A 12,087-nucleotide genomic window follows, 5' to 3' on the forward strand; every position below is an offset into this window, starting at 1 on the left:
ACGCTATTTCAATTAAAATTCAAGGTATTTCTGTGGAACCTCGACTTCCGTGATTCCCATGTAACCCTTACCGAAGATATAGGTATCCTGGTAAATCATGAGGAAGTTCTCTCTCTCGATTCCATCGGCATCGATGTAGTAGCTTCCATTCCAGCCGGCTCCCGGTGTGTACTCGGCAAAAACCGCCATTACCGCGTCGAAGTCGTCAATAGCACACTTGCCTTCGATTACATTCTTTGCGTGCTCGGCAAGAGCAGCGGTGGTGGTGTAACCGAGAGAGTAGGCCCAAGTTCCCATTCTGCCCGCTCCACCTCTGGAGACAACGGCTTCTTCAACCCTTGCAAGTATCGCCGGCCAATTACCGGCCTCTTCTTCGCTGAAAGCTACACCGAGAGCACCGGGGTAGCCCATCAACGGTGATGGAAGGTCGGCTTCAATGAAGTATCCACCGAGCTCGGCGACTCTTCTCAGAAGAGGTTCGGTGTGTGCGTCATTGGTACAGAAGAAGGCTGTCTTGTTTCCGAACTCCTGAAGCCATGCGGGAACCTTCTCAAGTATGAACTGCTGCGCACCGGCCACACCAACGTCGCTGACCGGGTCGGGAGATCCCATGTCGATGAATTCCAGTCCCAGCTCTTCGCAGGCTGCTCTCATGATGTCTCTTCTCTTGGATAGCAGTTCGTAAGACATATGCCTCGGGAAGGAGATGTGCATGAACTTCTCGGCACCAAGTTGCTTGGCAGTGTAGATTATGAGGTAGCCGCGGGCGATGGAGTCGGCGTTCACCGATAGGTCAGCGGCGGCAGCCAGCATTGGAGGATCTTCATGGGGAAGACCCGCCAGGAGGAGGATGTCCGGTCTTACTTCTCTTACTCTCCTGAAGCTTTCGACCGTTCCCGGGATGGCCTGGTTGACGATGATAGCTTTCATAAGGGGATCATCGGCGAGACCGGTGATCTGAGCGATAACTGTTTCCTGTTCCGACATGAAGTTGTCCGGGTAGGTAAGATGGACGATCATTCCTCCAGAGGCGGCATCTCCATATTTTTTTATCAAGGCTTCGGCCCCTCTGAGATCGTCTTCGGACTGTGATACGGTACCCGTTACGACACCGATGTGGAAGTCTGCCGCAACAAGAAACGCGGCACTCACAAGAACTGCCACGAGAACTAGAAGTACTTTGCGCATTCAAAAACCCCCTTTTTCTGTTTAAGGTGTATAGGCTGCCAAAATGGCATCCTGAATAATATCATTTCCACTCTCACGACCGAATAGAAACCGGCGATCCCGGACAGAAAAAAGGAAAGGATCAAATCTCATTTACAAGTTTATCACAATCGAATGGCCTTTGAGAAATCCTGATTAAGATCACTTTTGGGTACAAAGCCTCCCGCAATAACTCTATTCTTTCGGCATCACGGTCTTTCTTGAATATACTGGCTTATAATTATCCTGATGAATCCGATAGTCGGTAAGGTATTGACTTTCTTCATTTTGATCGGGGTCGGCTTCACAATAAAAAAGGTAAGGCTCGTTGACGATTCCTTCACGAAAGGACTGTCTACTTTCGTTCTTTATGTGACTCTTCCAGCGCTCGTAATTGACTCCATGCAATTCCAGTTTTCATTCGAAATGCTTTCCAGCTCTTTGATCTTGTTCTTGAGCGGGGGATTTCTCTACACTTTTCTATGGATAGTCGGACTCGTCGTAGTCAGATTACTAAAGCTCGAAGGGAAAGCCAGGGCAGTTGTTCTTTACGCTTCGCTACTGGGAAACGTGGCTTATATGGGGTACCCCGTAGTGGAGATGCTTCTGGGTAAAGAAGGTCTCTTCTACACAGGTGTGTTCAACATCTGGTTCAATGTTCTTACATGGACGGCCGGTGTGAGAATCATCGCCGGAGGAGAGTTCGGCAAAAGGAAAAAGTGTCTTCTCAATCCGGGGATAATCTCTCTTCTAATTGGGTTGTTCCTGTTCGTTTTTTCGATACCCTTACCGAGTTTTCTGGATGAGTCGTTGAGTATGCTCGGAGAGTGCACCGTCCCCCTGGCCATGGTTATCGCGGGGATTACTCTGGCCGGCGCCAAAATGAAGAGTGTGCTGGGAGACCAAAGAGTTATAGTATACAGCCTCTTCAAACTTCTTGCAGTTCCTCTGACTGTCTTTTTCTTCCTGCAATTGGTAGAACTGCCCGGTGTCGTAGAGAAAATCCTTATAATTATGAGCGCCATGCCGGCGGCAGCCAATACTTCCATATTCGCCAGAATATACGATTCCGATTACGATCTAGCATCGAGGTTGATCGCGTCTTCGACCTTTTTCTCGCTGGTGAGTATTCCCGTAATAATTTCGTTATTTGACTGAACGGTGGAGATATTCGCTCCATCTTTTTCAGGTATAAGCCGTGATGGTATCATTTAGCTAACCGAAAGAGAGGTGAGATCAATGAAAAAGTCCGTTCTAGCCATATTGTTCTTGATGATTTTGTCTCTGGCTTTGTCGAATGTCGGACTGGTTCTTTCCGGTGGCGGTGCCAAAGGTGGTTACGAAATCGGGGCCTGGAAGGCCTTGATTGATATGGACATAACTATAGGTGGAGTCTATGGTACTTCTGTCGGATCTCTGAACGCTGCAGCAGTTGCCCAGGGTGATTTTGGAAAGGCTCTGGAGGTATGGAGAGATATCTCCGAGAGCAAAGTGATGAAGCCAACACAGGGACAAAAAACGTTGATAGATGCTTACGGCGGTTCGAATGAATGGAGTGTCGGTGAGCTTTTCCAGGGAGCTATCGACATAATAAAAAAGGGCATAGACGTTTCGCCTCTGAGAGAATTGCTTGAGGAACTGATTTCGGAAAAGACTGTCAGAAACTCCGGTATAGACTTTGGACTTGTTACTTTCGACCTGACAGATCTACGCCCGGAAATGCTTTTCATAGAAGACATTCCTGAGGGAAAGCTAATAGACTACATAATGGCCAGCGCAGATTTCCCGGGCTTTCAAACTGTTCGTGTCGATGGGAAGGCTTTCATAGATGGGGGGATCTATTCGAATCAGCCTGTGGAGATGGCTCTCCAGAGAGGGTTCAGAAACATCGTACTCGTCGATATCGGACGGGTTGCACTGAGGGATAGGATCGCCAGATTTCAGGCCTTCGTACAAGGCGCAGAAGTCACACACATAGTTCCGCGCATCATGTATGGCAGCACTCTCGACTTCGATCCCGAAAAAATACAACTGCAGATCGAAGAAGGTTATCTAGATACGCTGGCCGCTTTCGGCCTGGTCACAGGTGAATATACCTACATCTTCGAAGATCGAGATGTTCTGGAGGTAATGTTCGACTCGCTTCCGGTGCAAAAACAACTCGAGGCGATCGAGTTCATAGGCGATCCTGCGAGATGGCCTTCCCCCGAAAGTTTTTACGAGGATTTCGCCGGGTCGCTTGAAAAGATCTACAAACTGCCGATGCCAACTCTGGTTTTACTGGACAACCTCGCCCGTCAGCTGAAAATCGGCAATCTGATGCTATACAGTACCGGCGAGATACTTAAGGAGATTAAAACCGCCTACGAAAGAGACGGGATCGAACTACCCGAAGAATCATTGATTCCGTACGACAGGGCCGTCGATTTTGTACTCTATCTTTACGAGAACGCCCCGTTGCCGGAATCCCCCGAGAACTTTTCTTTCTTCAAATCCTCTTTCGACACTTTGAGTGACGTAAAGGAGTGATCGTTATGAAATGGATATTATCGGTTATAGTAATACTTTTGATTTTTTCGGGTTGTGTTCCGATGTCTCTGCTTATGGGGCCGGAAATCCAGCCGAAAGGGACCGTGAAGCACGCCGTTGGAATGGACTTGCTCGTCGGCTTTAACGAAGCCATCGTCGTCCCGTGGACTTTTCAGTACCTGGCAAGAGTCGGTTTGACCGATTACGTAGAAGCCTCTTTCAGAGCTGCTTTACCCAGTATCCTCATAAGCTCTCCTTCGATAACTCTCGAAGGAGGTGCCAAGTTCGGAGTTCCGGGATTCTCAAACGTGGCTCTCCTCGCGAGCGGAGGCTTCTTCTTTCTATCTAAATCCGGCAACAACGAGACTCTGTTCGAACCATATATGCGGATAGCGCCAATCGTTGGATTCAAGATTATGGACTGGACGATAGCGGCAAAACTCCAGCTTTTCGTGGCAAGCGAAGTCGGCTTTATTCCAGGCATCTCGGTGAACAACGGCCGGTTTTATTTCGATATCGATTTTCCACTGGTTGGAGGTACGACAATTCCCGATGGAGGATTGATAGGTATCGGTTATGCCTTCTAGGACAATATAGAACAGTCGGGGTCGGAAGAGGTCCGACTCCGCTGTTTTTGCAAACACTCCCGTACAACTGAAGAGATCATATCTTTACGTTTATAAAAAGCTCTTCTATGTTCTGGCGCTTCCTTATGAGCCTTACTTCTTTACCATCTACGAGAACTTCTGCCGGAAGCGGCATACCGTTGTAATTGCTGGCCATCGAAAAGCCATATGCACCGGCGTTTTCGAAGACTATGGCGCTGCCCGGTATAGGTATCTCCAGCCTCCTGTCGCGGGCCAGTATATCTCCGCTCTCGCATAGCGGACCGACAACATCAGCGGTTACAGTCTTCCCGGTTCCATTCAGAATGTGTATCCTGTGATGCGCATCGTAAAGCACAGGTCTGATGAGAGTGTTCATACCCGCATCGGTGACTACAAAGACCTTATCTGAGGGTTTCACGCTCACCACACCGGCAACGAGGTAGCCGGCCGGCCCTATTATAAAACGTCCCAGTTCGCTGATCAACTTACCGTCGTAATCTGAAAAAAGGGCGGTTATTCCCGACTTCAGAGCTTCAAGGTCGAGTGAGTCACCTGAGTAATCTATTCCCCAGCCTCCACCGAGGTTAATGTATTTGAAACCGTACTTCTTCGCACAGTCGAGGACTTTCGAGTAAGCATCCAAAAAAGGTGCCACTTCGGTGATCTGAGAACCGATATGCACATGCAAACCGTCTATCCTGTCGGCAGCTCTGTCGATTTTCTCGATGGGAATGCCGAATTTGTGCGATTTCAGACCGGTAGATATATGTGGATGAGTTCTAGCATCGACGTCGGGATTGACCCTGAGAAGCTTTATTATTTCGACTCCATCCCACAGTGGAAGCTCTTCAAAGGAATCGATACATACATAGTTTATTCCCTTGTTTGTGAAGTGATCCCTCTCGGAGGCACATTTTCCGTTACCGTTCCAGACGATCGTTTTCATTCCGGCCATTTTGGCCGCCAGAAGTTCGCCTTTGGAAACGACGTCAGCTCCAACACCTTCCTGTGCCATTATCTTCAGCAGGGCAGGATTTCCATTGGCCTTCAGGGCAAAAACTATACTGGCGTTGAGCCCTTCGAAGACCTCCCGGGCTCTGTGTATTCTCTCCCTTATCTCCACAGCGTCGTACACATAGAGCGGTGTGCCATAATCGTTCGCCAGTTTCTGAAAATCGATCATCTCAACCTCCAAAATCTAATCTTTCAAGTATTTCATCTATCTCATCAATAGAGATGTTCAGTGCAGGAAGCAACCTTATGCTCCCCCCGGTGACGTTGAGCAGGACACCTCTATCGAAGGCTTTCTCCTTTATCCGGATGGGATCGAGAGTGGAAAGCCCCAGCATCAGACCCCTTCCTCTGACTTCCTTTACCCATTCAAGTCTTTCCATTCCATGGCGTAAGTACTCACCTTTTATTTTAACATCTTCGAGTAGAGTGGTATCCATTCTCTCCACAACGGATTTCCCGGCAGCCAGGCTCACGGGATTGGGTGCGAAGGTTGAGCCATGGTCTCCCATAGCGAAGGGACTCACACCATGAAAGATAGTAGCGCCAAGAGGAAGTCCGCCTCCGACGGCCTTCCCAACAGTAATTATATCGGCTCGCAGATGGTGATGCTGATAGGCGAAGAAGTCCCCGGTCCTGCAAAGACCGCTCTGTATCTCGTCGGCGACTATCAGAAAACCATACTTTTCTTTCATGCTGGATATAACTTCGATAAGTTCTTCGGGCAAAGGATGAACTCCGCTGTTTCCCTGTACAGGTTCAACGAAAACGCCCGCAATTTCGTTGCTTCCGACGAACTCCTCAAAAGTCTTTCCAGAAAGCGGAAGAAAAACGGTGTCTGGAAGCAAAGGCTCGAAAGGTGTTCTAAGTTTCGGGCTGTGGGTAAGCGAGAGTGCTCCCATCGTCCTACCGTGAAAGTTGCCCTCAAAGGAGACGAGTTTTCCCCTTCTCAATTTTCTGATCGCTTTGATCGCCGCCTCCGTCGCCTCAGTACCCGAGTTGGTGAAGAAGACCTCGCCTTCCCCCCCGCTCATGCGGAGCAACATTTGGCCGAGTGATATGGCATCTTCATCGAGAAAATAGTTGGAGGTATGAGAGAATCTTCCGATCTTTTCTTTTATGGCTTCAATTGTTTCCTCATAGGTATGGCCGAAGGCGAGAACACCTATACCGGCGAAGGTGTCAAGAAACTCGCCTCTATCAGTCGATATTCTTACGCCGTGAGCCCTTTCCACTTTCAGTGAAAGATGATCGTACACTCTCGAAAGCATTCAATTCACCCTCTATAGATCGAACTCGTCGAGCAACACTCTTAGAGCTTTGCTCGCATCGGTCCGGGGAACCAGCACAGATATCTTTATCTCCGAAGTCGTTGTGGCGATTATTCTAACACCGGTCTTCTGGAGCGAGGAGAAAAACCTGGCAGCAACCCCCGCACTCGATCTCATACCGACTCCCACTGTAGATACTTTTGCCACGTTGTCGTCGAGTGTGAGTTCCCATCCGTCTACATCTTTCAAGACGCCCTCAATGGTCCTTCGGATAGCTGCCGGGTTGGCCGATAGAACGGTGAAGGTAAGATGAGAGTGGCCATTCTCATTGACTACCGAGATCATATCGACGTTGAAACTGGCCTTTGCGACGGCGTTGAATATTCTGCTGAGTACATCTGTGTCGCCGGGGAGATAATTGACGGTTACTTTAAGCTGATTGGTATCTATTGTAGCGCCTGTTACAACTGGCTGTTCGAGCCATTCTGGCAATTTTGCCACCACTCTGGTACCTCCTTCTTCACTGAAAGATGAGAGACAGATCAGCTCCACGTTGTATTTCTTGGCTATTTCCACAGAACGCGAATGAAGTACCTTCGCACCCAGAGCCGCGAGTTCGAGCATCTCATCGTATGTTATATATTCCAGTTTTCTTGCTTTCTCATGCACTTTAGGATCGCACGTATATATTCCGGCCACATCGCTGTATATCTCACATGGCACACCGGCTTTTGCCGCAATCGCCACGGCAGAGGTATCGGACCCACCTCTTCCAAGCGTTGTAAGATCGCCCTCCGGATTTATACCCTGAAAGCCCGTAACTACGAGAACGTCCCTGGCTTCGAGTTCAGAATAGATTTTGTTGAGGTTTATATCGGCGATCCTGGCGTTACTGAACTCGCCGAAGGTGTTTATGTTTAGCTGAAAAGCGTTATAAGAGATGGATCTCACACCGAGTTCCATCAGGGCGATACTCAGGAGGGCTGCTGAAACTTGCTCGCCGGTTGCCAGAAGCATATCGAGCTCGCGTGGGCTGGGCTGGGACGATACGTTACCAGCGAGAGCGATCAACTCGTTGGTAGTTTTACCCATGGCTGAAACTACCACGATCAGTTTATCACCAGTCTCCACCCTCTTCTTTATTCTGGCAGCGACATTTTTTATTCTCTCTATGTCGGCCACAGATGAACCTCCGTACTTTTGGACTACTATCATTGTTGTATCTCCCTCAGTTCCTTAACGAGTTGTGTCTTGCTCGCCGTTTTCTCATCGAACTGCTTTATAACCCGTGCGGGGATGCCAGCGGCAACCGAAAAGGGTGGAACATCCTTGGTGACTACCGCGCCCGCAGCCACGACCGAGTGTTCACCCACCGTCACACCTTCTAGAACTACGGCGTTGGCACCTACCAGAACACCATCGCCTATCACTACCGGCTTCGCGCTGGGAGGTTCGATTACTCCTGCAAGAACCGCTCCTGCGCCGATATGACAGTTCCTACCGACCAGGGCACGTCCCCCAACCACGACGTTCATATCTATCATCGTGCCTTCTCCTATCACTGAACCGACATTTAACACCGCCCCCATCATGATGATCGCATTCTTGCCGATCTCGACCAGATCGCGAATTATGGCACCGGGCTCTATCCTGGCCTCGTATTTCGTGAGATCGGCAAGAGGAAGTGCGGAGTTCCTTGCCCTCACCTCTATATAGTGATTTAAAATGACTTCTTTATTTCTCTCGAGAAAGGCTTTTATCTCTTTCAGGTCTCCGATGATTATCCCGAAGTCCTCTCCACCGATGTATGTCAAATCACTAGATTCGATTCCATGGAGCTTACCGCTGAGGTAACACAACGCCGGCGTCTTCTTCTTCGACTGACTTATGAGCTTTATTATCGTTTCTGCGTCCATCTCAAAACCTCCTCGAATCTATAGAAGCCGCTTTTCACACTCATACAAAACTCAGCCGCTCTTAGGGCACCGATTGCGAAAACCCTTCTCGAAATCGCACGATGGGATATCTGTAGAACCTCTCCGTCGTTGGCGAACGTTATCGTATGATCGCCAGGTACGCCGCCGATGCGTAGAGAGTGTACCGGCACTTCTCTTCCGAGAGCTTCCTTGAGCAGTATGGCCGTGCCGGAGGGAGCATCCTTCTTTTTGTTATGATGGGTCTCAACGATCTCCACATCCATTCCCTCGAAGAGGGAGACCGATTCTCTGAGCAGTATTTTTAATATGTTGATTCCGGTCGAGAAATTGTAGCTCTGAACGACCGGTGAACGGTTTGATAACTCTTTTATAGCCTGCATGTCTTCTTCCACAAGAGCTGTGGTACCTATCACCAAGCCGGCACTGTATTGAGAGCATAGCTGGAGAGTAGTTGCAAGAACCGACCGATTTGAGAAATCTACGACAACGTCCGGTTCTCCACGTCTGAAAATACCGCTTTCATCTACTTCGAGAACCAGTTCGTGGGCCGAAAAGACTTCTTTAATTTCGTGTCCCATTCTCCCGGAGGATCCCACCAGCCCGTACCTCATAACACTCCACTCGTCTTCATCGCCTCTTCAACTGCCTTTACACCTTTATCGCTCAATTCCACCAGAGGCAACCTCAACTCGTTTTCACAGTATCCCAGAAGATGCACGGCGTATTTGACGGGTATAGGATTCGTTTCGATGAAGAGTGCATTCATAAGTGGCAAGAGCCTCAGATGAAGTTCACGCGCCTTTTCTAGATCGCCGGCCAAAACAGCCTTTATCATGGTTACGGTATCGGCTGGGGCAACGTTGGAGAGTACCGATATGACTCCGTCTCCACCACTGCAGCAGAGATGGAAGGCTTGATCGTCGTTACCTGACCAGATTTTGAGAGACAGCCCTCTGGACCTGACGGTCGAGATGAGATAATCGACCTGATACTGGTTTCCGCTTGCCTCCTTTATACCGACTATGTTGTCGAACTCCGCGCATCTGAGGACCGTCTCGGGAAGCATATTGACCCCCGTTCTTCCGGGAACGTTATAAATTATGATCGGACCACCCACACGTGTCGCCAGCTCGCCGTAATGTCTATAAAGGCCTTCCTGAGTTGGTTTGTTATAATATGGCGTTACCACCAGTACGCCATCGGCTCCGTCGTCGAAGACCCTGGAACTCAGCTCCCTTGTCTTTTGTGTAGAATTGGTCCCCGTTCCGACTATCACGGGTACTTTCCCGCCTGATTCTTCTATAGCGATCCTGATAAGCTCTTTTCGCTCGCTGTCCTTTACACAGGGCGACTCGCCGGTTGTGCCTAGAACTACAAGGGCTTCAACCCCACCCTCGAGCTGAAATCTCAAAAACCTCCTGAAGGAATCGTAATCGACCTTTCCGTTCTTGAACGGTGTTACCAGAGCAGTTCCAGTTCCCCTGAACATTTCTCCACACCTCCTCCTAGATAGGCCTTTCCATCTTCGAAAGTGACTGTAAGCCAGCCGCCGTTGGCCTTCAATTCCACACTTTTTAGTCCTGTCTTTTTCGCATATATCCAGCTCACAGAAGTGGCGCCACTTCCACATGCACCGGTTTCGGCCTCTACTCCGCGTTCGTAGGTCCTTATCCGCAACTTTCCTTTTTCAATGACCGAGTAAACGTTCACGTTGGCATCGTAGAGATGCCTGAGCGGTACAAGGAGCTCCCAGTCGATTTTCTCTGTGTCTCCCTCCATAACTATGTGGGGTACTCCAACGGTTATGATCTCTCCGGAAAACCCTTCTTCTTCAAAACTGCCAGTTAGAATCGGGTCCGGCATTCTGATGCTCACAACTCCCCGCGAGACGACTCCTTCGATCTCGCCGGCCATACTTTTGAAACTAACCTTCTCTCTTTCCTCTTTTTCATGTATGAAATATACGTAAGTCCTTGCGCCGTTGCCGCAAAAGCTGGCTCTCAGTCCATCACGGTTGTAGAAGTCCATGAAGCCGTCTTCGACAAAGATGACGCCGTCATTTTTGTCGACATTTTTGACTACGATGTTGTGTTTGGTCTCATCGTCAAGTCTCTCCTCTCTGGAATCGACAACCAGAAAGGTATTACCAGTGGCCGAATAATTGATTCCCTTCATTCTAAGCGCCCCCCGCATGCATCTTCAATATTCTCACGGCGTTTGTGGCAGCTCCCACCCTGATGTTGTCGGCCACGTTCCACAAGAGAAAACGATGACTGTCAAAGGATCTGACTCTTGAAACATAAACAAGATCCGAACCGGCTATCTCGACCGGTGTGAACCTTTCGTCGGTCAAAACAACATCTTCGCTCGCCCGAAGTTCTTCCTTGAGTTCCTCAAGCTCAAAGGGTTTCTCAGTCTCGCAGAAAACCGCTTCGGAATGGCCATGCGCGACCGGAACTCTGACGGTGGTAGGCCAGATGGATACTTTAGAGTCGCCCAGTATCTTTCTGGTCTCGTTTATCATCTTCATCTCCTCAGCCGAAAAGGAGTTTTCGAGTATATCGCCGATAACAGGAACCACGTTCCTGTGGATTTTTCTTACAAATACCGCTTGATCCTGTGATCCGGCCTCCTGCCTCTCCAGCTCGACAATTCCCCTGTTCCCCGCACCCGATACGGCCTGGTAGGTGGATACGACAATCGTTTTTAGGCCGAACCTCCTGTGTATTTTATGCAGTGACAGCACCATCTGTATGGTCGAGCAGTTGGGATTGGCCACAATGCCTCTATAGCCTTTCAAAAGACAGCCGTTGATTTCCGGAACCACAAGGGGAATCTCTTCACTCTGTCTGAAAGCTGAAGAATTGTCTATCACAACCGCTCCGCAGGAGGCTGCAAGCGGAGCAAAGGTTTTTGAAACGGAGGCCCCGGCCGAGAAGAGAACATAATCGTAATCCCTCCGGAGAGAATCCTCTCTGAGTTCTCTCACTTCTATACTCTTTCCGGCGAATTTCATAAGACTTCCCGCGCTCCGGCTCGAGGAGAAAAGGTCTATTTCCTCGGGTGTAATCGCTTCTTCCTCGAGCTTTTTAAGCATCATTCGGCCAACTTCACCGGTGGCTCCAACAACTGCAAGTTTCATAACATCACCTCCAAAATAAAAAGTGTTCCCGAATGAGACCGGGAACACCTAATGGTTTGAAATAATCGCTTATTCCAAACCCACCGGCTCTCCACGGACTCCTCTCCGTGACAGTCATACGGATATTCTCCGTATGCCCAGGGCGACAGGATCTGGGGCTCCCATCCCCTTCGGCACCCTAGCCTTTCGATCCGCCCCGATTCCCTGATGGACGTCTACTCTTCACGGGTGCTCCTCCGTTGGGTTACTTTCGCTTGATTATAGCACGCGTTTTCCTGACTGTAATTTGACAATGAAAATATACAGTAAATTGTTCATTTTCTTTATATCCTCAATAACCATCGTTTATGTTTATGTAGCGATAGTGGCAGTTTATGGCTTGT

12 protein-coding genes and 1 riboswitch are annotated in these 12,087 nt (G+C 49.2%); of the genes, 3 read left to right on the forward strand and 9 right to left on the reverse strand.

Going from position 1 to position 12,087, the window contains the following annotated elements; genetic code table 11:
- Nucleotides 1-12: 12 nt before the first annotated feature.
- Nucleotides 13-1,188: a DUF3798 domain-containing protein gene (locus PKX57_RS02055; protein ID WP_213919736.1), complete on the reverse strand. Its 1,176-nt coding sequence runs from the start codon at nt 1,186-1,188 to the stop codon at nt 13-15.
- A gap of 267 nt (nt 1,189-1,455) precedes the next feature.
- On the opposite strand from PKX57_RS02055, the gene PKX57_RS02060 reads away from it, so the two are divergent.
- The 3 genes from PKX57_RS02060 to PKX57_RS02070 all read left to right on the forward strand — a co-directional run bounded on the left by PKX57_RS02060 (nt 1,456) and on the right by PKX57_RS02070 (nt 4,322).
- Nucleotides 1,456-2,364 carry an AEC family transporter gene (locus PKX57_RS02060; protein ID WP_213919737.1) on the forward strand — a complete coding sequence of 303 codons (909 nt, stop codon included), beginning with the start codon at nt 1,456-1,458 and terminating at the stop codon, nt 2,362-2,364.
- Between the two features lie 81 nt (nt 2,365-2,445).
- On the forward strand, nt 2,446-3,735 hold the full coding sequence (locus tag PKX57_RS02065; protein ID WP_214075403.1) for a patatin-like phospholipase family protein: 1,290 nt from the start codon (nt 2,446-2,448) through the stop codon (nt 3,733-3,735).
- 5 nt (nt 3,736-3,740) lie between these two features.
- On the forward strand, nt 3,741-4,322 hold the full coding sequence (locus PKX57_RS02070) for a hypothetical protein (protein ID WP_213919739.1): 582 nt from the start codon (nt 3,741-3,743) through the stop codon (nt 4,320-4,322).
- A gap of 76 nt (nt 4,323-4,398) precedes the next feature.
- Here PKX57_RS02070 and lysA read toward each other — a convergent pair whose 3' ends face one another.
- Genes lysA through PKX57_RS02110 form a run of 8 tightly spaced genes read right to left on the reverse strand, consistent with a single transcriptional unit; the run spans nt 4,399 to nt 11,704 of the window.
- Nucleotides 4,399-5,526, reverse strand: a complete 1,128-nt coding sequence (gene lysA / locus PKX57_RS02075; protein ID WP_470745919.1) for a diaminopimelate decarboxylase — start codon at nt 5,524-5,526, stop codon at nt 4,399-4,401.
- Nucleotide 5,527: 1 nt separating this feature from the next.
- Nucleotides 5,528-6,625, reverse strand: a complete 1,098-nt coding sequence (locus tag PKX57_RS02080) for an aminotransferase class III-fold pyridoxal phosphate-dependent enzyme (protein ID WP_213919741.1) — start codon at nt 6,623-6,625, stop codon at nt 5,528-5,530.
- 12 nt (nt 6,626-6,637) lie between these two features.
- Nucleotides 6,638-7,840, reverse strand: a complete 1,203-nt coding sequence (locus PKX57_RS02085; protein WP_472415906.1) for an aspartate kinase — start codon at nt 7,838-7,840, stop codon at nt 6,638-6,640.
- Nucleotides 7,837-8,541 (reverse strand): 2,3,4,5-tetrahydropyridine-2,6-dicarboxylate N-acetyltransferase, encoded by a 705-nt coding sequence (gene dapD, locus PKX57_RS02090; RefSeq protein WP_213919742.1) that lies wholly within the window; start codon nt 8,539-8,541, stop codon nt 7,837-7,839. The genes PKX57_RS02085 and dapD overlap by 4 nt, the downstream gene beginning before the upstream one ends.
- Entirely contained in the window at nt 8,523-9,173 is a 651-nt protein-coding gene (locus tag PKX57_RS02095; protein ID WP_213919743.1) for a dihydrodipicolinate reductase C-terminal domain-containing protein, read from the reverse strand. Before PKX57_RS02095 ends, dapD begins: the two co-directional genes overlap by 19 nt.
- Nucleotides 9,170-10,051 carry a 4-hydroxy-tetrahydrodipicolinate synthase gene (gene dapA / locus PKX57_RS02100; RefSeq protein ID WP_213919744.1) on the reverse strand — a complete coding sequence of 294 codons (882 nt, stop codon included), beginning with the start codon at nt 10,049-10,051 and terminating at the stop codon, nt 9,170-9,172. Before dapA ends, PKX57_RS02095 begins: the two co-directional genes overlap by 4 nt.
- Nucleotides 10,021-10,737 carry a diaminopimelate epimerase gene (locus tag PKX57_RS02105; protein ID WP_213919745.1) on the reverse strand — a complete coding sequence of 239 codons (717 nt, stop codon included), beginning with the start codon at nt 10,735-10,737 and terminating at the stop codon, nt 10,021-10,023. The genes dapA and PKX57_RS02105 overlap by 31 nt, the downstream gene beginning before the upstream one ends.
- 1 nt (nt 10,738) lies before the next feature.
- Nucleotides 10,739-11,704 (reverse strand): aspartate-semialdehyde dehydrogenase, encoded by a 966-nt coding sequence (locus PKX57_RS02110; protein ID WP_214048881.1) that lies wholly within the window; start codon nt 11,702-11,704, stop codon nt 10,739-10,741.
- 76 nt (nt 11,705-11,780) lie between these two features.
- A riboswitch (Lysine riboswitch) is annotated at nt 11,781-11,951 on the reverse strand.
- Nucleotides 11,952-12,087 lie beyond the last annotated feature (136 nt).

This window comes from Mesotoga sp. (assembly GCF_035363035.1).
Lineage (GTDB): Bacteria > Thermotogota > Thermotogae > Petrotogales > Kosmotogaceae > Mesotoga.

Bases quoted from the DNA above. Each gene is read 5' to 3' on its own strand.
- PKX57_RS02055 (WP_213919736.1), bottom strand. From the start codon at position 1,188: ATGCGCAAAGTACTTCTAGTTCTCGTGGCAGTTCTTGTGAGTGCCGCG.
- PKX57_RS02060 (WP_213919737.1), top strand. From the start codon at position 1,456: ATGAATCCGATAGTCGGTAAGGTATTGACTTTCTTCATTTTGATCGGG.
- PKX57_RS02065 (WP_214075403.1), top strand. From the start codon at position 2,446: ATGAAAAAGTCCGTTCTAGCCATATTGTTCTTGATGATTTTGTCTCTG.
- PKX57_RS02070 (WP_213919739.1), top strand. From the start codon at position 3,741: ATGAAATGGATATTATCGGTTATAGTAATACTTTTGATTTTTTCGGGT.
- lysA (WP_470745919.1), bottom strand. From the start codon at position 5,526: ATGATCGATTTTCAGAAACTGGCGAACGATTATGGCACACCGCTCTAT.
- PKX57_RS02080 (WP_213919741.1), bottom strand. From the start codon at position 6,625: ATGCTTTCGAGAGTGTACGATCATCTTTCACTGAAAGTGGAAAGGGCT.
- PKX57_RS02085 (WP_472415906.1), bottom strand. From the start codon at position 7,840: ATGATAGTAGTCCAAAAGTACGGAGGTTCATCTGTGGCCGACATAGAG.
- dapD (WP_213919742.1), bottom strand. From the start codon at position 8,541: ATGGACGCAGAAACGATAATAAAGCTCATAAGTCAGTCGAAGAAGAAG.
- PKX57_RS02095 (WP_213919743.1), bottom strand. From the start codon at position 9,173: ATGAGGTACGGGCTGGTGGGATCCTCCGGGAGAATGGGACACGAAATT.
- dapA (WP_213919744.1), bottom strand. From the start codon at position 10,051: ATGTTCAGGGGAACTGGAACTGCTCTGGTAACACCGTTCAAGAACGGA.
- PKX57_RS02105 (WP_213919745.1), bottom strand. From the start codon at position 10,737: ATGAAGGGAATCAATTATTCGGCCACTGGTAATACCTTTCTGGTTGTC.
- PKX57_RS02110 (WP_214048881.1), bottom strand. From the start codon at position 11,704: ATGAAACTTGCAGTTGTTGGAGCCACCGGTGAAGTTGGCCGAATGATG.